Below are 21221 nucleotides of genomic sequence, written 5' to 3' on the forward strand. Positions count from 1 at the left end.
CATGACCACCACACCCGCCCGGCCCGCTCCGACTTCCGGTACCGCCGAACCGACCACACCGGCCGCCCGGATCACTCTTCCGGTGCTGATCGGCGCCTGCGGCTGCGGCCCCGGCTGCGGCTGCGGCTGCCAGTCCGGCGCCCCCTGCCAGTGCGGCAGCGCCAGCGGTGGCTGCTGCGGCGGGCACTGACGGAACGACGCAGGCCCGGCCCGGTGCGCAGTGCACCGGGCCGGGCCTGATCGTTTCAGGGCTTACTTCTTGCCCTGGTTCTTCACGGCCTCGATGGCGGCGGCGGCGGCCTCCGCGTCCAGGTAGCGGCCACCGGCGGCGACCGGCTTGAAGTCCGCGTCGAGCTCGTAGACCAGCGGGATGCCGGTGGGGATGTTCAGGCCGGCGATGGCCTCGTCGGAGATCCCGTCCAGGTGCTTGACCAGCGCACGCAGGCTGTTGCCGTGCGCGGTGACCAGGACGGTCTTGCCGGCCGCCAGGTCCGGCACGATCGCGTCGTACCAGTAGGGCAGCATCCGCTCGACGACGTCCTTGAGGCACTCGGTGCGCGGCCGCAGCTCGCTCGGGATCTCCGCGTAGCGGGCGTCGCCGGCCTGCGAGAACTCGTTGTCGTCGGCGAGCACCGGCGGCGGGGTGTCGTACGAGCGGCGCCAGAGCTGGAACTGCTCCTCGCCGAACTCGGCCAGGGTCTGGGCCTTGTCCTTGCCCTGCAGCGCGCCGTAGTGACGCTCGTTCAGCCGCCAGCTGCGGCTGACCGGGATCCAGTGCCGGTCGGCCTTGTCCAGCGCGATCTGCGAGGTGCGGATGGCACGGCGCAGCAGCGAGGTGTGCACCACATCCGGGAAGAGGCCCTCGGCGGCGAGCAGCTCGCCGCCACGCGCGGCCTCCTTCTCGCCCTTCTCGTTGAGGTCGACGTCGACCCAGCCGGTGAACAGGTTCTTCTGGTTCCACTCGCTCTCGCCGTGGCGGAGCAGGATCAGTCGGTAGGTCGTGTCAGCCATGAGGCACAGCTTAGTGGAGCCCGAAAAACGGCTGGCCTGTCCCAAGGCGGCACCGGTAATGTGCTCCCTGCCACCGCACCACTTACCGTCGCACGTCCCCCTGCTGAGCGAACCCCACCGACCGCTCACCGGGACACCTGCCGCCCGGGAGACGCCCCATGCCCACCGCCCCAGTCGCCCCTGCTTCCCTGACCGGCCGGCTGCGCACCGCGACCAGCGAGTCGGTCGGCGGACTCCCCTCGGCGTTCTGGTGGCTCTGGACCTCGACCCTGGTCAACCGGCTCGGCGGCTTCGTGGTCACCTTCCTGGCGCTCTACCTCACCGTCGACCGCGGCTACTCGGCCTCCTTCGCCGGTCTGGTGGCCTCGCTCTTCGGCCTGGGCGGGGCGATCGCCGCGCTGGTCGGCGGGGTGCTGACGGACCGGATCGGGCGGCGGCCCACCCTGCTGGTCGCCCAGTCGCTCACCGCGCTCAGCACCACGGCGCTCGGCTTCGCCGACGGGCGGTTGATGATCGCCGCCGTGGCCTTCCTGGTCGGCCTGAGCAGCAACGCCTCGCGGCCCGCGGTCTCCGCGATGATCGCCGACGTGGTGCCCGCCGCCGACCGGGTGCGGGCCTTCTCACTCAACTACTGGGCGATCAACATCGGCTTCGGCGTCTCGGCGGCGGTGGCCGGGCTGATCGCCGCCCACGGCTACCTGACCCTCTTCATCGCCGACGCGGCCACCACCCTGCTCTGCGCGTTCGTGGTCTTCGTCAAGGTCCCGGAGAGCCGCCCGACCGCGTCCGGCCAGGCACCGGGCACGCCCGGCCGGGCAGCGGCCGCCGGGCCCGCGGTCAGCCTCGGGACGGTCTTCCGGGACCGCCGCTTCATGGCACTGGTCGGGCTGACCTTCCTGGTGGCGCTGGTCTTCCAGCAGGGCAGCACCACGCTGGCCGTGAGCATGGGCAAGTCCGGGCTCAGCACGGAGCAGTACGGTCTGGTGATCGCACTCAACGGTCTGCTGATCGTCCTGCTGCAGATCCCGGTCACCCGGCTGCTCCAGGGCCGGGACCGCGGGGTGCTGCTGCTGGCCGCCGCGCTGCTCATCGGCTGGGGCTTCGGCCTGACCGCGTTCGCCGGCTCGTCCGCGCTGATCTACGCCGGCAGCGTCGCGGTCTGGACGATCGGCGAGATCATCCAGGCGCCGACCAGCATGGGTCTGGTGGCCGAACTCTCGCCGACCCACGCCCGCGGCCGCTACCAGGGGGTCTACTCGCTCTCCTGGTCGGCCGCCTCGTTCCTGGGCCCGGCCGCCGGCGGCTTGCTGCTGGACCACGCGGGCCACCGCACCCTCTGGTACGGCTGCGCGGTGGTCGGCACGGTCGCGGCGGTGGGCTACCTGGTGCTGGGCCGCCGGGCGGACGCGGCGCGTCAGCCGGCGCCGGTACCGGTCTCGGCCTGAGCGTCGGTCCCGGCCCCCGCGTCCGGCACGGGCTGCCCGGGCTTGGCCAGGTGCTTAAAGGCGTCCAGGTTGCGGGTGGACTCGCCGCGCTTGGTCCGCCACTCCCACTCCCGCCGGATGGCCGAGGCGAATCCCAGCTCCAGCAGGGTGTTGAACGGCTCGTCTGCGTTCTCCAGCACGGTGCCGAGCAGCCGGTCCACCGTCGGCCCGGTGAGCGCCTCCAGCGGCAGCCGGCCGGTCAGGTAGACGTCGCCGAGCGGGTCCAGCGCGTACCCGACGCCGTACAGCCTGGTGTTGCGCTCCAGCAGCCAGCGGAAGACGGCCTCGTGGTTCTCGTCCGGACGGCGGATCACGAAGGCGCTCACCGAGAGGGTGTGGTCGCCGACCCGCAGCGCGCAGGTGGTGCTGAGCTTGCGGGTGCCGGGCAGCGTCGCGACCAGCGTGTAGGGGTCGGCGACGGCCGGCTCCCAGTCGACACCGGCCTCGTCGAGCGCGGCGGCGAGCAGTCCGAGGGCCTCGTCCTTGGTACGGGTTGCCATGACCGTGACGTTACCGGCTGGTACCGGTCCGCGCCGTGTTCTCCCCTTGTTGGAGGGTCCGCCGCTGGTGCGCTGCCTACTGCTGGCTCAGCCGCCGCCGCGCTCCGGCCAGCCGACCGGCCGGGCGGGCCAGCGCCCCCGCGTACACGTCGGCGGTGGCCGCCGCGGACGCGCCCCAGCCGAAGCCGGCCGCGTGCCGGGCCGCCGCCGCGCCCTGCCTGGCCACCAGCTCGGGCTCGGTCACGTACGGCTCCAGCGCCCGAGCCCAGGCGGCCGGTTCGTGGCCGCGGACCAGCGTGCCGGTCTCGCCGTCCCGCACCGCGACCGGCAGGCCACCGACCGCCGCGGCCACCACCGGCGTCCCGCAGGCCTGCGCCTCCAGCGCCACCAGCCCGAAGGACTCGCTGTAGGAGGGCATCGCCAGCAGCGTGGCCGCCTGGTACCACTGGGCCAGCTCGGCCTGGCCCACCGGCGGGTGGAACCGCACCACATCGGCGACGCCGAGCTGGGCGGCGAGCTTCTGCAGGCCCAGCGGCTTGGCCAGTCCCGTCCCGGACGGGCCGCCGACCACCGGGACCACCAGGCGCTCGCGCAGCTCGGGCCGCCGCTCCAGCAGTGCCGCGACCGCCCCGAGCAGCACCTCGGGGCCCTTGAGCGGCTGTATCCGGCCGGCGAAGAGCAGCACCGCGGCGTCGGCCGGCAGGCCGAGCCGGGCCCGGGCGGCGCGGCGGTCGCCCGGCCGGAAGACCTCCAGGTTGACCCCCGGGTGCACCACGGCGAGCTGGTCGCCCCGGGCGCCGTAGTGCGCGGCGAGCTCGCCCGCCTCGTCCGCCGTGTTGGCGATCAGCCGGTCGGCCGCCTCGACCACCTGGGTCTCGCCGATCACCCGGGCCGCCGGCTCGGGTGTATCGCCCTCGGCCAGCGCCGCGTTCTTGACCTTGGCCATGGTGTGCATGGTGTGCACCAGCGGCACGCCCCAACGCTGCGCGGCCAGCCAGCCGACCTGCCCGGAGAGCCAGTAGTGCGAGTGCACCAGGTCGTAGTGGCCGGGTCGGTGCCCGGCCTCGGTGCGCAGCACGCCGTGGGTGAAGGCGCACAGCTGGGCCGGCAGGTCCTCCTTGATCAGGCCCTCGTACGGCCCGGCGGTGACGTGGCGGACCAGCACGCCGGGCGCGAGCTCGACGGTCGGCGGCAGTTCGGAGGAGATGGCCCGGGTGAACACCTCGATCTCGATGCCGAGCCCGGCCAGGCGCTTGGCCAGCTCGACGATGTAGACGTTCATGCCGCCGGCATCACCGGTGCCCGGCTGGTGGAGCGGTGAGGTGTGCACGCTCAGCATCGCGATCCGGCGCGGACGACGCGGCCGGCCGGCCGCCAGCGCGTGCAGGCGCCCGCGGATCGGCGGGGTCTGCCGGTCACGCCATACCGTCGACACGGGGGGCTTGATCACGTGGCTGCGGCCTCTCTGGTCTGCACTGCGACGCCTTGGGCGACGACCACTCCTGTGGTTCCAACTGGAAGACAACCTCCCAGAGTGCACGCCGCATTCCCGCGACCGGGCAGGTCGGGCCGACGGAGCGACGCACATCACGCCGACCGCCGCGCCCGGCCCCGACCCGGCCCGGCGTACCCTGCGGGGATGGCCGCTTCCTTCGACCCGGGCTCGTCCGGGCACTCCGCCGCGCTCCGGCCGCCGGGGACGCCCAGGACACTCAGGACGACGGGGACGCCCAGGACGCCCAGGACGTCTAGGACGCCGACCGCCACGGCCCGCCCGGTCGGCACGGTCACCCGAGGCACCACCAACACCAACCGACTGCGGCGGATGGACCGCTGGATCGTCCACACCCTGGGCCCGCGGCTGCGCGCCGCCGACCGGCCGCCGGTGGCCGTCGACCTCGGCTACGGCGCGGCGCCCTGGACGGCCGTCGAGCTGTCCAACCGGCTCCGGACGGTCCGGCCCGACCTACGGACGGTCGGCATCGAGATCGAGCCCGCCCGGGTCGCCGCCGCGCTGCCCTACGCCGAGCCGCCGGCGCTGACCTTCCGCCGCGGCGGCTTCGAAGTGCCGCTGGACGGTGGTGCGGCGCAGCTGATCCGGGCCGCCAATGTGCTGCGGCAGTACGAGGAGGAGGCGGTGCGCGGGGTCTGGGAGCGGCTCTGCGGCCGGCTGGCGCCGGACGGCCTGCTGGTCGAGGGCACCTGCGACGAGATCGGCCGCCGCCATGTGTGGGTGGCGCTCGACCCGACGGGCCCGCGCACGGTGACCTTCGCCGCCCGACTGGCGGGCCTGGAGCGCCCCTCGGACCTGGCCGAGCGGCTGCCGAAGGCGCTGATCCACCACAACGTGCCGGGCCGCTCGGTGCACGCCTTCCTCACCGACTTCGACCGGGCCTGGGCCGCCGCCGCGCCGTACGGGGCGTTCGGCGCCCGGCAGCGCTGGGTGGCCGCGTGCACGGCACTGTCGGGGCAGTGGCCGCTGGTGGACGCGCGGGGGCGCTGGCGGCAGGGCGAGGTCACGCTGCCCTGGTCGGCACTGGCGCCCTGAGCAGGGCATTCAGGTTCACTCGAACGAGTTATCGAATTCCCCTGGCGTGTTGACGGGGCATCAGGCCACTATGGGGGCGCACCTGGTGACACCCGCTCCTTGACTCGATCACACTGCTGTCGGGCCCCGCCCGACTAGCCGGCCAACCCCAGTTCCTCCCGCACCCGCGCGAAGATCTCGTACGCCTCCGCGCCGAACAGCACGAACCGCACCTCCAGGTCCACCGCCTGCTCGACCGGATCCTCCGCCAGCACCTCGGCCACGGTCGACAGCGCGATCCGGGCCGCGTCCTCCAGCGGCCACCGGTACACCCCGGTGGACACCGCGGGGAACGCCACACTCCTGGCCCCCAGCTCCAGCACCGCCAGCCGGAGCGACTCCCGATAACAGGAGGCCAACAGCCGTGCCCCCTGCTCGTACCGCTCCGCCCCGTACACCGGCCCGACGGTGTGCACCACATGATCGGCCGGCAGCCGACCGGCCGTGGTGGCCACCGACCGGCCGACCGCCAGCCCCCGCCCGTAGTGCGAGGCCCGCAGCGCGCGGCACTCGGCCAGGATCTCGGGACCGCCCGCACGGTGGATCGCCCCGTCGACACCACCGCCACCGAGCAGCGACGAGTTGGCGGCGTTGACCACCACGTCCACCCGCTGCTTCGTGATATCACCCTGAACCAAAGTGATCTGCGTCACCGTCAGCCTCCCGCAATCCGGCCGTGCCGCCGCCCGGCCCCAACCCGTTCACGCTAGCGAGCAAGCCCGCCACCTGCGTGGCAATAACCACATCCACAGCGGCCCGTCAGGGAAATGCCCGGAGATCACGTTATGGTCGCGAGAAGCTCCCTGACTCGCGGTGCCTCGCGGGCACTGCGCGCGGACCGCAACCGTTACCCCGTCAGGGAAAGGGAGGAACATCCGTGCCCGCTACGGGAGACGGGCCAGGACTCGGCGCCGAAAGCCGGTCCGGTGCCCCGACAGGAGCTGGCGTCCGTCAGCGTGTCGCTGCCCCCTGCCCTGATCCGGCCACCGCCACGCTCGGTGCCGACGGACTGAACGGGCTGAACGGACTGGGCGGCCTGGACTCCCTGCACGGCCTGGAGACCCTCGAGACCTTCGGTCGACTCGGCGCGCTGAGCGCATTCGGCGAGCCCCCGCACGCCGCCGGGCACCCGGCGGCCACGGACGGCGAGCCCGCCGCCGCCCTCGCGCTGCCCGGCCCCCGCTCCACTTGGCGCCGCGCGGCGATCGACCGGGCCGCCGCGCCGCTCAAGCTGCTGGTGATCGAGAACGACACCAGCGACGCCCGGCTGCTCGAGGAGCTGATCGCCGCCAGCGGCACGCCGGTCGAGCTCTCCTGGGCTCGCGGTCTGGACCAGGCCGCCGCCCAGCTGACCCCGCAGCCCGCCGTCCCCGGCCGCCGGGCCCGCACCCTGCCGATCGACTTCAGCTGCGTGCTGCTCGACCTGGCCACCCCGCCGACCGCCGACCCGGCCCGGGCCGCGGCCGCCGTCGGCACCGACCCCCTGGACGGGCTGCGCGAGCTGCTGCGGCTCGCCCCGAACGCGGCCGTCGTCGTGCTCACCGACGCCGCCGACGCCCAGCTGGGCGCCGCCGCGGTGGCCGCGGGCGCCCAGGACTTCCTCACCAAGGACGACACCGACGGCCCGCTGCTGGCCCGCGCGCTGCGCTACGCCGTGGAGCGCAAGCGGGCCGACGAGTCGCAGCGCCGGCTGGTCGAGGCCGAGCTGCGCGGCCAGGAGAACGCCCGGCTGCAGCGCCACCTGCTGCCCACCCCGCTGCTGGAGGGCGCCGAACTCTCCTTCACCCGCCGCTACCGGCCGGGGCGCCGTCGCGCCCTGCTCGGCGGCGACTTCTACGACGCCGTCCGCACCGACGACGGCACGGTCCACGTGGTCATCGGCGACGTCTGCGGGCACGGCCCCGACGAGGCCGCCCTCGGAGTCGCGCTGCGGATAGCGTGGCGGACCCTCGTCTTCGCCGGCCTGACCGGCCAGACCCTGCTGACCACCCTGCAGCACGTGCTGGAGCACGAGCGGCGCAGCGACGAGATCTTCGCGACCCTGTGCATGCTGGTGATCACTCCGGGCGCGCCGCCGGACCAGGCTCCGCGCGGCCACCGCCGCGCCACCGACGGCGGTCGCACGCCCGGCGAGCGCCCGGCTCCCGGGGTCGGTCAGCAGCCTCTGCCGTCCGACCGGCCCGGCGTGGAGCACGCCCAGCTCTACCTCGCGGGGCACCCGGCGCCGCTGCTGCTCACGCCGTCCCAGCGTCCCGTGGTGGTCTCCTTCGACCAGGCGGGCCCGGCGTTGGGCCTGCTGCCCTGCGACGACACCGAGGCCAGCTGGCCGCCGCACCACCTCGAACTGCCGCCCGGCTGGAGCCTGCTGCTCTACACCGACGGCCTGATCGAGGGCCGGGTCGGCGCCGGCTCACGCCGGCTGGGCCAGGACGGCCTGCTCGGCCTGATCGGCGACCACCAGGCGAACGGGCTGACCCGAGGTCGGCTGGTGGACGGCGCCCTCGCCGAGGTCGAGGACCTCAACGGCGGCGCACTCACCGATGACGTCGCGGTGCTGCTCCTGGAGCGGATCCAGCAGCCACCGCTACTGGGCTGAGTGGCGGCTGCTGGACCCGCTCCGGGAGCAGCGCCGCCTCAGCCCAAGCTCGCTGGCAAGCCGCAGCGTCACCAGGGCCCGTAAGGCCCCATGTTGCGACGGTCGTCCTTGCCGCCGCGGCCACCCGTCAGCGCCTTGATGGCCGGGCGGACGTCGACCATGTAGACGATCGCCGCGACCAGACCGGCCAGGGTCAGGAAGCTGCCGATGAAGTTGGCCCCGAAGAGCAGGTCGAGGCCGAGCGCGATCCCGAGCACGACCAGCCAGAACGTCTTGGTCTTCTTGTCGGCGGCGCGGTACGCGTCCTCCCGCCGCACGGCGGCGTCCACGAAGGCGAACCCCTTGAACAGGATGATCCCGACCGACAGCCACCAGAGCGGGTTCAGGAGGTTGATGTACGCGATGTAGCCCACCCGGGTCTCCTCACACGAAGCCTCGCCGCCGCCAGACCTTGACTTCCCACGGCTGAGTCATTCCATCCTGACACGCTGCGGCGCCCGACAGACGGTGAACGTGTCAGGCGCGCGCAGCGTGCCCGGGGCCGGTCGGACGGCCGCGCCGCCGCCCCGCTGCCGCTGCTGCTACTACTACTTCGCGGTACCGGGCGACTTCCGGGCCCGGGTGGCCTTCTTCGCCGGCTTCGCCTCGGCGCTCGCGTCCTCGACGATCTGGGCGTCCACCGCGGCCGGCTCGACGATCTCGACCGTCACCGCCGCGCTCTCCGGCTGCGCCGGGGAGCCCTGCCCCACCACGCCCTTGCCGCGCTCGGCCAGCTCGTCGTAGACCTCCTTGGCCTTCACCGCGAGGCCGGCGGCCCGGCCGACCTGCTGGAACGCGAAGGTCTGCGCCCGGTCCTGCAAGGACTTGAGGTCGGTCGGCAGCGTGGTCACCGTCCCGACCATCTTGGCCTGCGCCTGCGCCAACCTGGTCTGCGCCTCCTGCAGCCGCGCGGCCGCAGCGTCCTGCGTGGCCCTGCGGTCGGCGGCCAGCGCCTCGAGGTGCCCGGGCACCTCGCGCAGCTTCGCGTACGCCAGGTCGCCGGCACCCGCGAGCGCGTACAGCGGCGTCGGGTCGCTCAGGGTCTTCCTGATCTCGTTCCTGATCTCATCGGTGCTGGGCATCAGCATTTCCTCTCCATCGTTCGGCCTCACTCGGCCCTGTTGTCACGCACGAAGGCCTCGTACACCGCCAGCAGCGCGTGCTTCTGCTGCTCACTGATCGCCGTGTCCGCGAAGATCGCGGCCCGCAGCTCCACCCCACCGGCAGGCCGTTCCTCCAGGATTCCCGCCTGCACGTAGAGCGTCTCCGCCGAGATCCGCAGCGCCTTGGCGATCTGCTGCAGAATCTCCGCGCTCGGCTTGCGCAGCCCCCGCTCAATCTGGCTCAGATACGGGTTCGACACACCCGCTACCTCCGCCAGCTGGCGCAACGAGTACTGCGCGGCACGCCGCTGCTCCCGGATGTACTCACCCAGGGAGCCCACCTTCAGTGAAGCCATACCCTCATGCTGCCCACTGCTGCTTGCAAAAGCAAGCACCCAGCTAGCGCGTCGGCGCGGCAACCGTGTGACTTCGCACGATAGATGGCCACTTTGCAGGCTTGTTGACCAACCTCTCCAGGCGACTTGGCCAGCGAGACAGGGCACGGCGAGAGGCTCGGTGATGACCGGCCCGCCCGCCCCGGGGACGGCCATCCGGGCTGTCAGGCACACCTCCCAGGCTCAGCCCATGAATGATCAAATCTGGGTTGGCGTTCGGGAGCGCGTGCGGGCGTTGGGGGTAAGCCCGGCAGGTACCAGCGTCTTCGGGTCGTCGGGGCACCGGTTCGCGTTGGACGAGCCGCTGACCCCGGCCGAGGTCGATGACCTCGAGGCCCAGGCAGGCGTTGTCCTGCCCGAGGCCGTGCCGTTCGCGGGGCCGTGTTGCGTGAGCTGGCTGCCGGGGCCGGCAGCCGGGTTGAGCGCCACGTTCTGGACGCTGCGGTACACCGGTCCGGGCTCGAGGAGGCCAAGGAGCAGGCCCCGTGCATCGAGTTCCGCCCGTGGGCCCTCGCGCACGAGCGGGAGCCGCTCGGTGCTGTCGAGCTGGCGTGGTGCCTCAAACTCGACCGCATCCACATGCCGCCGATGAACCGGTTCCCGCGCGTGCATGCGCTGTTGGCGGCCGCTTACGCCCAGCCGGTGCTCCGCCAACTGTGCCGGTGACCAGCCACTTCAACCTCTGGTTCTCCACCAGTACCACGGCGCGATGGAACACGACACGGGTCGGGTACATGATCTGGCCGCACGATGAGGGGTTCTACGGGGTTCGGAACGGGAGTGAGTTGCTCGCGCGCTTCGATACGCCGGAGGAGGCCGTAGCCTTCGTGGTTGCCGTCCTGCCGGAGGGGATCGGGCCGGCGAATTGAAGCGTCATTCGAGCGGGCATTGGCAGCGATGATGCCAGGCGCATGCAGTGCGGCTGTGGCCGACTGCCCGTTGGTGGGCGGGCAGTCGGAGGCTGGTTAGCGGTGGGTGGTGGCGAGGTGGAGGAAGGCGGTCCAGGCGGTGGGGGTGAGGGTGAGGGCGGGGCCGTGCGGGTCCTTGGAGTCGCGGACGTGGATGGTGGCGGGGGTCTTGGCGATCTCCACGCAACAGGTGGCTTCGTTGGTGCTGTAGCTGCTCTTGTTCCAGACGAGTTCGATGGCGTTCATCGTTCTCCCAAAGGCTGGTTAGCGGTGGGTGGTGGCGAGGTGAAGGAAGATGGCCACGCCAAACTCCCTTTGCGTCATTCCCCGTTTCTCGCGAAAGAATCTGATCAGCTTGCCGAGGGCGCGGAAGAGGTCGGCCGCGCCCTCGGACTCCTCGGGCGCCTCCGGGCGCTTCTCCTCGGCGAGGTCGCCAAGCTTTTCGAGTTCACTGGGCCGACTCGCCCCAGGAACCCCAACTGTCTTGTCCTGCCCCGTAGTCGTCATCGTGACCACCGTTCCTGACACCCGATCAAAGGGCTACGGCCGCCGACCCGGACAGGCCCGCACGAGTGCCGGCGGCTCAGCACCCAGACGCCTCTCCACCTTGAGCGGCGGTGTCCCGTAGCCGGACGCGCCGCCCACGTTGGGGGACGACGTCGATCAGGGACGAGCGGTGGGAGCCCGTGATGTTCTCTCCGGACCGCACGGTCGGCGCCGTCGTGATCTCGCATCTCGGCTGCGCCGCCCGCCAGTGGCTGATCATCAGCGGCCCCGAGCAGGGGCGCATCTGGTCCGACAACCGGGTGGACGACGAGGACCTCACTCCGCTGCTCGACGGGCGCGGGGAGCCGGTGACCTTCGCCCAGTGGTACCTGTCCTGGCTCGAGAACAGCGAACGTCAGCAGCAGATCATCCCTTCGTAGCATTCGATGATCTTGGTGACGTTGTACCCGCTCCCAGTGCGCCAGCAGCGGATAGCCCCACATGTGGCCTGGCCGACTACCCCGAAAACGTTGGCCAACTACAAAGCACAGTCACAAACCGCAACACGCGATGCGTCCGGCTACCGACGCAGCCCAAGGGGCACGCCCACTCGGCTGACCGCGTGGCCGTGCATCCGATCGGTTCGACTACGGATCCTTCCGGTCAGCACATCCGGCTCGGGTTCTGACCGGCCGTCTAACGTGACCGTCAGTGGGGGAAACCACTGACTCCCTTGGAGGTGAGCCGTGCGTCCCGAGATGACACGGCGTCAATCCGCTCGGCGGCCCGAGAGCGGCCCGGTCAAGCGCGGGTTCCTGCGGCCGGGTGCCCTGTGCTCGCTGGCCGCGGCGGCCGTACTGGCGTTCGCCGGTGCCGGGACTGCCGTGGCTCAGCCGTCGGGCGGCCCCGGCGCGCCGGCCGCGCGGGCGACCACGGCCTCCAGCGGTTCCGCCGGCTCCAGCAACTCCACGGCGAGGCTGTCCGACGGCACCGTCGTCGACTCGGCCGCCGCCGCGAGCAAGGTGCAGGACTACTGGACGCCCGAGCGGATGAAGAACGCGATCCCGCTCGACGCCCCGGACCCCGGCACGCCGCCCTCCGGCAGCGCAGGCCCCGCCGCCGCACCGACCGGCGAGCCGGGCAGCACCGAACCGGTCGCACCGACCGTGCCGGGCCGAGCCGGCCTGCGGGAGCCGCTGATCAACGAGTCCGCCGCAGTGGGCAAGGTGTTCTTCACCGACCCGAGTGACGGCAAGGACCACGTCTGCAGCGGCAGCGCCCTCAACAGCCCGTCCAGGCAGCTCGTGATCACGGCCGGCTCCTGCGTGCACGGCGGCCAGGGCAAGACCTGGATGACCAACTGGATCTACGCGCCCCGGTACCGTTCCAGCAGCTACCCGTTCGGCACCTACGCCGCCAAGCAGTTCCGCGCCTTCGACGCCTGGATGAGCAGCAGCGCCCCCAGTCGCAACGTGGGCCTGGTGACCACCTGGCCGCAGAACGGCACCCGCCTGGTGGACGCCACCGGCGGCCAGGGCCTCTCCTGGAACTACCCGCAGAACGTGGACGTCACGGCCCTCACCTACTCGCTCGACCGCAGCGACGGCGAGATCCAGCAGTGGTGCACCGGCACCACCGCGCGGGGCTACTTCAGCGGGACCATCGGGCTCTACTGCAGCCTCGGCACCAGGTCACCCGGCGGCCCCTGGCTGCGCGAGTTCGACAACTCCACCGGCCTCGGCCACGTCAACGGCGTGATGTCCGCCATCGACTGCAGCGACTGGAACCAGAGCTCGTACTTCGACGACGGAGTGAAGTCGATGGTCGACGCCCAAGGCAGCGTCACCTGACGCGGCACCAGCCGCCGCACCGCGGCCGCCCGGCGTACCTTCGCGCCGGGCGGCCGCGGCGTTCATCCGGGGAGCAGATCGACGTTGCCGTCGAACTGCCAGAGCGGGTTCGGCACCGCCTTTCCCCCGCTGATGATCAGGAAGTAGCCGTTCACCTCCACCGGACCGTCTCCGTCGGCGGTGTACCGCCCGTTCGCGGTGACATTGAGCTGGTAGACGGCTTGGGCGGTGGCGTTGTAACCGGGGACGTTCCAGGAGACCGTGCAGCGCCAGTCGTTGCCCGATCCCTCCTGCGCGCCGAGCCCTGCGCTCTTGTCACAGGCCGCGGAGGTCTGCAACTGCGCTTCGGTGACCGGCGGTTGGCGCATCTGCGCTTGCTGGAACCGGTAGAGGTGGGCGAACGCCGTGGCCACCGACCGTTGCACCTTGGTCTGGTCGATGCCGGAACCGCCAGTCCCGGTCGTCACCGCGACGACACCGACCGTCGCGGCCAGCACCCCGACCAGCGGGAGGACACCCAAGGTCAGCACCTTGCGTCCGGCGCCGTCGTTGTTGAGATTGGTGAAGTCCCGGCGGAGGAAGAGCAGGTAGGCCAGTGCCGTCGCGGCGACCGCCCACACCAGACTGACCCCGACGCCGATCAGCAGGGGCCCGAGTTGCCGGGGATCGGCGAAAAGACCGTTCCAGGAGATGAAGGCGTAGCCGGGCAGTGCCAGGCGCACCGGGACCGGCAGCGGCAGCATCTGCGCCACCTGCATCCCGAGGGCGGCGAGCATGGGCAGGAGCAGGCCCATCGGGGATCGCCCCAGGGCGATGGACCCGAGCAGCCCGATGGCCGCCAGGGCGAGCGTCGGCGCCAGCACGCAGACCCAGGCCAGCAGGACACTGCCGGCCGCGTCCCCGCCGGAGAGCTGGTGGCCGTCCAGCCCGACCAGCGGCTGGTTCCCCTCCGCGAGCAGGCCGCCGAACACGCTGGAGACGGCCAGGCCTGCCACCAGCAGCCCGATCACGGAGATGCTGGCGATCGCCTTGGCCGCGAAGATACGCCGGTGCGAGCGGACCGCGATGAGCAGATGGCGCCAGGTGCCCAGCCGGTCCTCGGAGGCGAACACGTCGCCGGCGACCATGGACGTGACCAGCGGCAGCGCCCAGGTGCCGGCGAAGCCGAGCACCACCAGCGACCCGGCCCAGCCGGTGGCGTGCATCCACCGGCCGAACAGGGTGTCCGACGGCAGAGTGCTCTGCTGGTCGATCGCGAAGACCAGCAGGCCCGGACCGAGCCAGCACAGCCCGATCAGCAGGCGCACCCGCCAGGCGGAGAACTGCTTGACCAACTCGAAGCGGAGGATGCGGGCCACCGGGACCGGGCGCGCACCCGCCGTCCCGGCCCCAGCCTCAGCCCCGGCGGCGGGAACGGGGGCGGGGGCGTCAGCGACGGTCGCGGTCATCGGTCGGCCTCCTGCTCGGTCAGGGCGAGGAACGCGGCTTCCAGCGGTGAGACGACGGGCGCCAACTCACGCAACGCGATGTCGTCGCGCACCATCCGGGCCACGAGTTGGTCCACGGCTGCCACCCGGGCGCGGACGACGATCACATCGGTGTCCGGTCGTGCCGGGGCGTCGTAGCCGTCGATGATGCTCACACCGGGCGTTGTGGCCGCGACCGCGCGAGCGGCGGACGGATCCGACGCGCGCAGCCGGTAGTCGAGTTCGCGGTTGTCATCGGAGAGCTTTGCCACCGGTCCGGAGAAGACCACGCGCCCGGTGGCCAGGATGGTGACCTCGGAACACAGCGCCTCCAGATCGTCCATCCGATGGCTGGACATCACGACCGTGACGCCTTCGGCGGCCAGCCGGCTGAGCACACCGTGCACGTGCTTCTTGCCGACCGGGTCCAGGCCGTTGGACGGCTCGTCGAGCACCAGCAGCCGTGGCCTGGTCAGCAGCGCCGCGGCCAGCCCCAGCCGCTGGCGCATGCCCAGGGAGAACCCACGGACCTTGGCGTCGGCGACGTCGGCGAGCCCGACCTGCTCCAGTGCCTCCTCGACACCCGTGGCGGGCGCGTCATCAGGGCGCAGCGCGACCAGCGTCGCAAGGTTCTGCTTCGCGGTGAGAGTGGGGTAGAGGCCGGGCCCGTCGACGAACCCGGAGACACCGTCAGGCGCGGCCGGCGCGCGTCCCACCGGAGTGCCGAGGATCTCCAGACTCCCTTCGTCAGCGACGGCCAGGCCCAACAACAGGCCGAGGAGCGTGGTCTTGCCGGCGCCGTTCGGGCCGACCAGGCCGTGGATCTGACCCTGCGTCATGCTCACATCGATGTGGTCGAGGGCGACGACATCACCGAAGACTTTGGTGATGCCCCGGCCTCTCACCGCGACGGGTGTGTCCATCCGTTCATCCATCCCTCAGCTGGCGCTCAGCTGATCCTGAAGAACCCGATCTTGAAGAACCTGAGCCTGGCGCGTGACGCGCAACCTCGAGGACAGCGGCCTCGTCCCGTGCAAGCGGCACCGGGTGGTGCACCGCAGTGCACCACCCGGCACTCTTTCGCGATCACATGATCCGCATCGGACTCGGCGAACTCGTCAGGCTCAGCTGACGTTCAGCGCGGTGTCGTCGAGCACGAACGACGTCTGGTACTCGAAGTCCTCGACACCGGTGAACTTCAGCGTCACCTGCTGGCCGGCGTAAGCGCCGAGGTTGAAGGTGTGCTGCGCGTATCCGGTGTTGTGGTTGAGGTTGGAGTAGGTGGCCAAGGTGCCCAGGACGGTGCCGGAGCTGTTGAGCACCTGCACCTTGAGGGTGTCGTAGGCGGTGGTCGTCGAGGTCTCGGCCGTGTTGGTGTGCAGCCAGAAGCTGAAGCTGTAGTTGCTGCAGCCGCTGGGCAGCGTGACGGTCTGGGCCAGGGTGTCGGTGGTGGCCTTGCCCCAGCCGTCGAGCCAGGCGTCCCAGGTGCCGCTGTGCTGCGGTTCGGAGCTGCTGTTGCCGATCACCGCGAGGGGGCTGTGCGTCGAGGTCACGGTCCACGGCGCGGGGTTGGAACTGCCGTTCTCGAAGCCCGGGTTGCCGAGCAGTTGCTGTGCCTGGCAGCCCGTGCCGGTGGGGGTGACCGTCGCCTCGCTACTCGCCGCCCCCTCGCCCACGCCGTTCACCGCGGTGACGGTGTAGTAGTAGGCCTGACCGGCGGTCAGCCCCGTGTCCGTGCACGAGGTCACCGCGCCCAGGCCGCTGCAGCCGCCGCTGGTCAGCAGCGTCTCGCCGCCGCTGGCGGTGCCGCGGTACACCTTGTACGAGGTGACGTTCTCGCCGCCGGTGTTGGACGGCGGCGTCCAGCTCAGCGCGGCCTGCCCGGTTCCGGCGCTCGCCGTCAGGCCGGTGGGCGCACCCGGTACCGTCGCGGCGATCGGCGAGGCTGTGATGGTCACCGTCGAGGATGCGGAGTTCGCCGGCGAGGCGCTGTCGGTGACGGTCAGCGTCGCGGTGTAGGTACCCGCGGTGCTGTAGGTGTGGCTCGGGTTCTGGGTCGTGCTGCTGGTCCCGTCACCGAAGTTCCAGCTGTAGTTGTACGCCGGGGTACCACCGGTGCCGGTGCCGGTGAAGGCGACGTTCAGCGGCGTCTGACCGGAGGTCGGCGTGGCCGAGGCGGTGGCCGCCAGCGGGTTGCCGACGGCGTTGACCGTGGTCGTCACCTGCGACGTCGCGGTGTTGGCCGGCGAGGCGCTGTCGGTGACGGTCAGCGTCGCGGTGTAGGTACCGGCGGCGGTGTAGGTGTGGCTCGGGTTCTGGGTCGTGCTGGTGGTCCCGTCACCGAAGTTCCAGCTGTACGTGTACGGGGCCGTGCCGCCGGTGGCCGAGCCGGTGAAGGTCTCCGTCAGCGGCGCGTTGCCGGTGGTCGGGGACCCCTTGGCGCTCGCGGACAGCGGGGTCGAGCCCTGGACCCAGAAGTCCTCGAGCGGGTCGCCGAGCGCGGCCTGGTCCGCGGTCGTCATCGGGAAGGTGGACGAGCCCAGGTTGTCGTTCGGGTCGATGACGCCGGAGTGCACGTTCTCCATCGTGCGTTCCATCGCCGCCACCACGTTGCCCGTGGTGTACGCCACGTGCGAGACGTAGTTCTGCTTGACGTAGGCCGACGGCCCGATGACGAGCAGCGGCACGCGGTAGGTGTTGCTGACGTGGTCCGGGCCGTTGCTGCCGTTCTGGGTGTCGTCCTCGGTGACGACGATCAGGGTGTTGTTCTTGTACGTCGGGTTGCTCTCGATGGAGTTGACGATGTTGTTCGTCGCGGTGTCGTTGCCGGAGATGTCCTGGTAGGTGCCGGGGTGGTCGTTGAACAGCTCGACGTAGTTGTAGGCCGGCATCCCGTTGGTGTTGATGAAGTTGAGGTAGTCGTTGGAGATCGTGCTGTCGGGGAGGCTCTGGTTCTGGCAGGTGTACTCGTTGGTGTGCAGCTCTTCGGGGATGTTGGTGCCCGGGCGGTTGGGCGGCAGGACCTCGACCTTGCCGTCGGCCGGGTTCTTCCAGTAGCCGCTGCCGCTGTTGAGCATCCAGTAGATGTCGCCGTTCATGATGAACGTGTACGGGCTGCTGCCACTACTGGTGCCGGACGGAGCCGTGCAGGCGCTGGTGCCCTCGTCCGTGGGACCCTTGCTGCTCTGCAGGAAGCGGTCGAACTGGGTGCCGTTCGACGGGTACGACTGCTGCTGGCTGCTGGACGAGGACTGCCCCGAGAACATGAACCAGTGGTTGGGGCCGGACGGCGGCTGAACACCGGTGCTGTACGAGTCGGACAGCGCGTAGGTCTTGGCCAGCTGGTGCAGGTCCGGCACGGAGCTGATGTGGTTGGTGCTCTGCACCTGGCCGTTGCAGCTGGGACTGATCGTGGTCGCGCAGTCGCCGAGGTAGTCGTCGAAGGTGTGGTTCTCCCGGTAGATGACCACGAAGTGCTGGAACGGCGGGAAGTACGGCGCCAGCGGGTTCACCGCCGCGGTGGGCTTCCCCACCACCGTCTGCTGGCCACCGACCGTCTGCACGACGCTCTTGTCGGTGATCTTGAGGTCCTTCGGCTGCGGGAACTTCGTGAACTCCACGCCGGGCGCGGCGAACACCGCGCCGGTGCAGTCGAAGTCGTCCGGCTTGTACGTCTGCGGACGCTGACCGACCGGAAGGTTCTTGGCGTTCGCCGGGCTGGTCGCCGGGTTCCAGCCCTTCAGCGTGCACGAGCCGACGCCGGTCGCGGGGTGCTTTCCGGCCCCCTGGGCGGTGGCCAGCGAGGCCCCCGCTAACGTGACAACGGCGAGCAGAGCCACACTCGCCGATCTCTTCTTCCACTTCCTCATCGACACCCTCCGTACGTGACGGTTCATGGTCAGATGACTGCGGTCCGTATGGTGGTCGCGAATCGGAGACCTAGCAAGTAGATGCGCGTAGATTTCTCTGGGACTCGGGTTTTTTGGTCTGGCGTTCGTCCCCTGTTGCCGGAAGGTTCGACGACTCTTGGACGCCGAGCCCGAGTAAGCGTTCGACCGCTGCGGTGAGTTGACGATGCGACAGGTTGGCTCGGTGATCTGGGAGATGCGGGCGCCGAAGAGGCTCGAGACCCAGGCTGACGCCCCTGTCTGCACAACCAATAGTTGTGCCTTCATGGCGGATCGGTTGTTTGATCTCGCCATCCACTACCCGCTTTGATGCCGATGGTCAGCGTGTGGTTGTTCGGATCGGCGAGAGGCGCGTTGGGTATGACGGGTAGGCGGGCGCTGGGGCGGCGCTTCGGGTGGTTGTGGGCGGCGTACGCCGTCAGCTCGTACGGCTCAGGGTTCGGGTTCGGCGCGTTTCCGTTGATCGCGGTCCTCGTGCTGCACTGCGGGCCCGCCCAGGTGGCGGCGCTGGCCGGCGCGGGGCGGGCGGTGGGAGCCGTGGTCGCGGTGCCGCTCGGGCCGTGGGTGGAGTTCCGCCGCAAGCGGCCGGTCATGATGGCGATGGACCTGATCCGGTTCGCGGCGTTGCTGAGCGTCCCGGCCGCGTACGCGCTCGGCTGGCTCAGCTTCACCCAACTCCTCGTCGTCGCCGTCGTCACCGCCGCGGCCGACATCGTCTTCAAGGCGGCCAGCGGTGCGTATCTGAAGGCACTGGTACCGCCGGCGGACCTGCTCGTCGCGAACGGCCGGTTCGAGTCCACGACGTGGACCGCGACCACGGTCGGGCCGCCGCTCGGCGGGGCCGCGATCGGACTGTTCGGCCCGGTGACGACCGTGGTGGCCGACGCGGCCAGCTACCTGCTCTCGGCGCTGGGCATCCGCGCCATCGGCGGGACGGAACCGCACCCCGCGCGGACCGGCGTACCGCGGCTGCGAGCGGGCGATCTGCTCGAGGGATGGCGCCACATCCTCGGCCACCCCGTGCTGCGCCCGCTGTTCTTCAACACGATCGTGGTCAACGGCCTGATCATGGCCTCCGAGCCGCTGCTCGCCGTACTCCTGCTGGGCCGCCTCGGGTTCGCGCCCTGGCAGTACGGTCTCGCGTTCGCCGCCCCTTGCCTCGGTGGTCTCGTCGGCTCCCGCCTCGCGCGCCCACTCGCGGCCCGCCTCGGGCAGCACAAGGTGATGCTCACCGTCGGGGCGCTGCGCGCGTGCTGGCCGGTCGGATTGGCGTTCGTCCAGCCCGGTGTCCCCGGGATCGTCCTCATCATCGCCGTCCAACTCGGCCTGGTGACCTGCTGCGGCCTGTTCAACCCGGTGCTGGCCACCTACCGGCTCGACCACACCGACCCCGACAAGGTCGCCCGCACCCTGTCCGCGTGGTCGGTCAGCAGCAGCGCCAGCATCGCGGCCATGACCGCGCTGTGGGGCCTGCTGGCCACCATCACCAGCCCCCGCACCGCGATCGCGCTCGCCGGAGTCCTCCTGCTGGCCACCCCGCTGCTGCTCCCACGCCGCGAGAACGCGCCCCGGAACGCAGGGGAACCGGCCGCGAGCCTCAGCTGAACCGCCCGTGGTACGTCGTCCTCGTCGTGGCGCTCCGGCGCCCGGGGTGGCTGGGGCCTGTCGTCAAACCCCCTTCTGGCGTCGCCGAGCAGAAGGGGGTTTGACGACAGGTCCTAGGTCAGCCGGATGGGCATCAGCACCGAGAAGTTCCCGGCCGCCTGGTCGGCTGAACGGATCGCCAACGGGCCGATCGTGCCGCCGAGTTCGAGGACCAGCTGGTCCGGTGCGCCGGCCGCGAGCGCTTCCAGCAGGAACTCCTGGTTCACCGCCACCCGCAGGTCGCCATCGGCCGCTTCGGTGTCCTCCAGTGCGGTGCCCGGCTCGCTCTCGACCACGCGCAGTTCGCCGCTGCGGCTGACGGCGAGGACGGTGACCGGGACCTCGTTCTGGTCGGCGGACCGGTCGGGGGTGGCCGGGGTGTACGGGCGGGTGGCGCCGTCCGCAACGGCGCGGCGCAGCGTGGCGGTGGGCAACTCGACCCGGTGGGTGGGCCGCAGGCGGATCAGGCTGCGGTAGTCGGGGAAGTCCAGGTCCAGCCGGTCGCCGGCCACCCGGCGCCCGCCGGCCTCGGCCGCCACCGAGGCTCCCTCGACCGTGAGGGTCAGCTCGCCGGCGCCCGCCGCGTCGGCTTCCGCCGCCATGGTGCCGAACTCGTCGGCGAGCGCGGCCGGCAGCAGAACGTTGAACTCGGTCGGGGCCGCCGCGCGGGCTGGGGCCGCGCCGACCGCCAACCGGTAGCGGTCGGTGGCCACCAGCCGCAGCAGCTCGCCGTCCAGGTCGAAGAGGATGCCGCCGAGCATCGGCGCCGCGGGCTCGGCGCTCACCGCGAAGCGCACGGCCGCCAGCGCCGCGACCAGGTCGGCTGCCGCCACGGTGAGCCGGGCACCGCCCAGGGGGTCGGCGGATGCGGAGGGGTCGATCGTCGTCATGGTGTGCTCCCGTCGGTCGATCAGCGTACGGACGTGGGAGAGCTCGCGACGCGCGTCCGCCAGACCGTCCTCCAGCCGCCGCAGGTGCGTGTCGAGCACCTGGTGGGCGGAGTCGGAGTCGGCCGGCGCGGCCAGCAGCAGCCGGATCTCGGCCAGCGGCAGTCCCACTCGGCGCAGCCGGCAGAGCAGCCGGGCGTCGGCGAGCTGGGCCGGCGCGTACCAGCGGTAGCCGGTCTGCGGGTCGACCCGGGCGGGGCCGAACACCCCGGCGCCGTCGTAGAACCGCAGCGCGCTGACGGTCAGTCCGCTCTCCCGGGCCAGCTGCCCGATACTGCGCATCACGCTCTCCATGAC

22 protein-coding genes are annotated in these 21221 nt (G+C 71.4%); 9 read left to right on the forward strand and 13 right to left on the reverse strand.

Annotated features, from left to right (window positions below):
• Window position 1: 1 nt before the first annotated feature.
• Window positions 2–190 carry a hypothetical protein gene (locus P3T41_RS06240; protein WP_280688459.1) on the forward strand — a complete coding sequence of 63 codons (189 nt, stop codon included), beginning with the start codon at window positions 2–4 and terminating at the stop codon, window positions 188–190.
• Between the two features lie 62 nt (window positions 191–252).
• Here P3T41_RS06240 and P3T41_RS06245 read toward each other — a convergent pair whose 3' ends face one another.
• Window positions 253–1011 carry a phosphoglyceromutase gene (locus P3T41_RS06245; RefSeq protein WP_280688461.1) on the reverse strand — a complete coding sequence of 253 codons (759 nt, stop codon included), beginning with the start codon at window positions 1009–1011 and terminating at the stop codon, window positions 253–255.
• A 158-nt stretch (window positions 1012–1169) separates the two neighbouring features.
• Between P3T41_RS06245 and P3T41_RS06250 the strand changes: the two genes are divergently transcribed.
• The gene (locus P3T41_RS06250) at window positions 1170–2456 is read left to right on the forward strand and encodes an MFS transporter (protein ID WP_280688463.1); all 1287 of its coding nucleotides are present in this window, start codon (window positions 1170–1172) and stop codon (window positions 2454–2456) included.
• Here the strand turns inward: P3T41_RS06250 and P3T41_RS06255 are convergent.
• On the reverse strand, window positions 2426–2995 hold the full coding sequence (locus P3T41_RS06255) for a YbjN domain-containing protein (RefSeq protein WP_280688464.1): 570 nt from the start codon (window positions 2993–2995) through the stop codon (window positions 2426–2428). The two genes, P3T41_RS06250 and P3T41_RS06255, sit on opposite strands and share 31 nt — an antisense overlap.
• 76 nt (window positions 2996–3071) lie before the next feature.
• A complete protein-coding gene (gene mshA, locus P3T41_RS06260) occupies window positions 3072–4394 on the reverse strand; it encodes a D-inositol-3-phosphate glycosyltransferase (RefSeq protein ID WP_280688694.1) in 1323 nt (440 codons plus the stop codon).
• 426 nt (window positions 4395–4820) lie between these two features.
• Here mshA and P3T41_RS06265 point away from each other — a divergent pair, with 426 nt between their 5' ends.
• Window positions 4821–5543, forward strand: coding sequence for a class I SAM-dependent methyltransferase (locus P3T41_RS06265; RefSeq protein ID WP_280688466.1), 723 nt, complete (start codon window positions 4821–4823; stop codon window positions 5541–5543).
• Between the two features lie 134 nt (window positions 5544–5677).
• On the opposite strand, the gene P3T41_RS06270 is transcribed toward P3T41_RS06265, so the two are convergent.
• Window positions 5678–6235 carry an O-acetyl-ADP-ribose deacetylase gene (locus tag P3T41_RS06270; protein ID WP_280688468.1) on the reverse strand — a complete coding sequence of 186 codons (558 nt, stop codon included), beginning with the start codon at window positions 6233–6235 and terminating at the stop codon, window positions 5678–5680.
• 224 nt (window positions 6236–6459) lie between these two features.
• On the opposite strand from P3T41_RS06270, the gene P3T41_RS06275 reads away from it, so the two are divergent.
• The gene (locus tag P3T41_RS06275) at window positions 6460–8178 is read left to right on the forward strand and encodes a SpoIIE family protein phosphatase (RefSeq protein ID WP_348533631.1); all 1719 of its coding nucleotides are present in this window, start codon (window positions 6460–6462) and stop codon (window positions 8176–8178) included.
• A gap of 68 nt (window positions 8179–8246) precedes the next feature.
• Here the strand turns inward: P3T41_RS06275 and P3T41_RS06280 are convergent, their stop codons facing one another.
• The 3 genes from P3T41_RS06280 to P3T41_RS06290 all read right to left on the reverse strand — a co-directional run bounded on the left by P3T41_RS06280 (window position 8247) and on the right by P3T41_RS06290 (window position 9676).
• Window positions 8247–8591, reverse strand: a complete 345-nt coding sequence (locus P3T41_RS06280) for a DUF2516 family protein (RefSeq protein ID WP_280688470.1) — start codon at window positions 8589–8591, stop codon at window positions 8247–8249.
• A 174-nt stretch (window positions 8592–8765) separates the two neighbouring features.
• On the reverse strand, window positions 8766–9299 hold the full coding sequence (locus P3T41_RS06285) for a hypothetical protein (protein ID WP_280688471.1): 534 nt from the start codon (window positions 9297–9299) through the stop codon (window positions 8766–8768).
• A 26-nt stretch (window positions 9300–9325) separates the two neighbouring features.
• A complete protein-coding gene (locus P3T41_RS06290; RefSeq protein ID WP_280688472.1) occupies window positions 9326–9676 on the reverse strand; it encodes a helix-turn-helix transcriptional regulator in 351 nt (116 codons plus the stop codon).
• A 420-nt stretch (window positions 9677–10096) separates the two neighbouring features.
• Here P3T41_RS06290 and P3T41_RS06295 point away from each other — a divergent pair, with 420 nt between their 5' ends.
• Window positions 10097–10381, forward strand: coding sequence for a hypothetical protein (locus tag P3T41_RS06295; RefSeq protein ID WP_280688474.1), 285 nt, complete (start codon window positions 10097–10099; stop codon window positions 10379–10381).
• A complete protein-coding gene (locus P3T41_RS06300; protein ID WP_280688476.1) occupies window positions 10378–10584 on the forward strand; it encodes a DUF6193 family natural product biosynthesis protein in 207 nt (68 codons plus the stop codon). Before P3T41_RS06295 ends, P3T41_RS06300 begins: the two co-directional genes overlap by 4 nt.
• A gap of 96 nt (window positions 10585–10680) precedes the next feature.
• Here P3T41_RS06300 and P3T41_RS06305 read toward each other — a convergent pair whose 3' ends face one another.
• The gene (locus P3T41_RS06305; RefSeq protein WP_184945486.1) at window positions 10681–10869 is read right to left on the reverse strand and encodes a DUF397 domain-containing protein; all 189 of its coding nucleotides are present in this window, start codon (window positions 10867–10869) and stop codon (window positions 10681–10683) included.
• Between the two features lie 18 nt (window positions 10870–10887).
• Window positions 10888–11130 carry a hypothetical protein gene (locus tag P3T41_RS06310; protein WP_280688480.1) on the reverse strand — a complete coding sequence of 81 codons (243 nt, stop codon included), beginning with the start codon at window positions 11128–11130 and terminating at the stop codon, window positions 10888–10890.
• 182 nt (window positions 11131–11312) lie between these two features.
• On the opposite strand from P3T41_RS06310, the gene P3T41_RS06315 reads away from it, so the two are divergent.
• A complete protein-coding gene (locus P3T41_RS06315; protein WP_280688482.1) occupies window positions 11313–11549 on the forward strand; it encodes a hypothetical protein in 237 nt (78 codons plus the stop codon).
• A gap of 318 nt (window positions 11550–11867) precedes the next feature.
• Window positions 11868–12959, forward strand: coding sequence for a hypothetical protein (locus tag P3T41_RS06320; RefSeq protein ID WP_280688484.1), 1092 nt, complete (start codon window positions 11868–11870; stop codon window positions 12957–12959).
• A 62-nt stretch (window positions 12960–13021) separates the two neighbouring features.
• On the opposite strand, the gene P3T41_RS06325 is transcribed toward P3T41_RS06320, so the two are convergent.
• The 3 genes from P3T41_RS06325 to P3T41_RS06335 form a co-directional block, all read right to left on the reverse strand.
• Window positions 13022–14407 (reverse strand): ABC transporter permease, encoded by a 1386-nt coding sequence (locus tag P3T41_RS06325; RefSeq protein ID WP_280688486.1) that lies wholly within the window; start codon window positions 14405–14407, stop codon window positions 13022–13024.
• Window positions 14404–15348, reverse strand: coding sequence for an ABC transporter ATP-binding protein (locus P3T41_RS06330; RefSeq protein ID WP_280688488.1), 945 nt, complete (start codon window positions 15346–15348; stop codon window positions 14404–14406). Before P3T41_RS06330 ends, P3T41_RS06325 begins: the two co-directional genes overlap by 4 nt.
• Before the next feature lie 201 nt (window positions 15349–15549).
• The gene (locus P3T41_RS06335) at window positions 15550–18264 is read right to left on the reverse strand and encodes a PKD domain-containing protein (protein WP_280688490.1); all 2715 of its coding nucleotides are present in this window, start codon (window positions 18262–18264) and stop codon (window positions 15550–15552) included.
• 429 nt (window positions 18265–18693) lie between these two features.
• Between P3T41_RS06335 and P3T41_RS06340 the strand changes: the two genes are divergently transcribed.
• On the forward strand, window positions 18694–19938 hold the full coding sequence (locus P3T41_RS06340) for an MFS transporter (protein WP_280688492.1): 1245 nt from the start codon (window positions 18694–18696) through the stop codon (window positions 19936–19938).
• Between the two features lie 113 nt (window positions 19939–20051).
• Here P3T41_RS06340 and P3T41_RS06345 read toward each other — a convergent pair whose 3' ends face one another.
• Window positions 20052–21206: a MerR family transcriptional regulator gene (locus P3T41_RS06345; RefSeq protein ID WP_280688494.1), complete on the reverse strand. Its 1155-nt coding sequence runs from the start codon at window positions 21204–21206 to the stop codon at window positions 20052–20054.
• Window positions 21207–21221: the final 15 nt, after the last annotated feature.

The organism is Kitasatospora sp. GAS204B, assembly GCF_029892155.1.
GTDB lineage: Bacteria > Actinomycetota > Actinomycetes > Streptomycetales > Streptomycetaceae > Kitasatospora.

What these genes read in the sequence shown, in the direction of transcription:
- P3T41_RS06325 (WP_280688486.1), bottom strand. Translation starts at nt 14,407, where the DNA reads ATGACCGCGACCGTCGCTGACGCCCCCGCCCCCGTTCCCGCCGCCGGG.
- P3T41_RS06345 (WP_280688494.1), bottom strand. Translation starts at nt 21,206, where the DNA reads ATGCGCAGTATCGGGCAGCTGGCCCGGGAGAGCGGACTGACCGTCAGC.
- P3T41_RS06310 (WP_280688480.1), bottom strand. Translation starts at nt 11,130, where the DNA reads ATGACGACTACGGGGCAGGACAAGACAGTTGGGGTTCCTGGGGCGAGT.
- P3T41_RS06290 (WP_280688472.1), bottom strand. Translation starts at nt 9,676, where the DNA reads ATGGCTTCACTGAAGGTGGGCTCCCTGGGTGAGTACATCCGGGAGCAG.
- P3T41_RS06315 (WP_280688482.1), top strand. Translation starts at nt 11,313, where the DNA reads ATGTTCTCTCCGGACCGCACGGTCGGCGCCGTCGTGATCTCGCATCTC.
- P3T41_RS06305 (WP_184945486.1), bottom strand. Translation starts at nt 10,869, where the DNA reads ATGAACGCCATCGAACTCGTCTGGAACAAGAGCAGCTACAGCACCAAC.
- P3T41_RS06240 (WP_280688459.1), top strand. Translation starts at nt 2, where the DNA reads ATGACCACCACACCCGCCCGGCCCGCTCCGACTTCCGGTACCGCCGAA.
- P3T41_RS06245 (WP_280688461.1), bottom strand. Translation starts at nt 1,011, where the DNA reads ATGGCTGACACGACCTACCGACTGATCCTGCTCCGCCACGGCGAGAGC.
- P3T41_RS06330 (WP_280688488.1), bottom strand. Translation starts at nt 15,348, where the DNA reads ATGGACACACCCGTCGCGGTGAGAGGCCGGGGCATCACCAAAGTCTTC.
- P3T41_RS06320 (WP_280688484.1), top strand. Translation starts at nt 11,868, where the DNA reads ATGACACGGCGTCAATCCGCTCGGCGGCCCGAGAGCGGCCCGGTCAAG.
- P3T41_RS06285 (WP_280688471.1), bottom strand. Translation starts at nt 9,299, where the DNA reads ATGCCCAGCACCGATGAGATCAGGAACGAGATCAGGAAGACCCTGAGC.
- P3T41_RS06265 (WP_280688466.1), top strand. Translation starts at nt 4,821, where the DNA reads ATGGACCGCTGGATCGTCCACACCCTGGGCCCGCGGCTGCGCGCCGCC.
- P3T41_RS06250 (WP_280688463.1), top strand. Translation starts at nt 1,170, where the DNA reads ATGCCCACCGCCCCAGTCGCCCCTGCTTCCCTGACCGGCCGGCTGCGC.
- P3T41_RS06340 (WP_280688492.1), top strand. Translation starts at nt 18,694, where the DNA reads ATGACGGGTAGGCGGGCGCTGGGGCGGCGCTTCGGGTGGTTGTGGGCG.
- P3T41_RS06255 (WP_280688464.1), bottom strand. Translation starts at nt 2,995, where the DNA reads ATGGCAACCCGTACCAAGGACGAGGCCCTCGGACTGCTCGCCGCCGCG.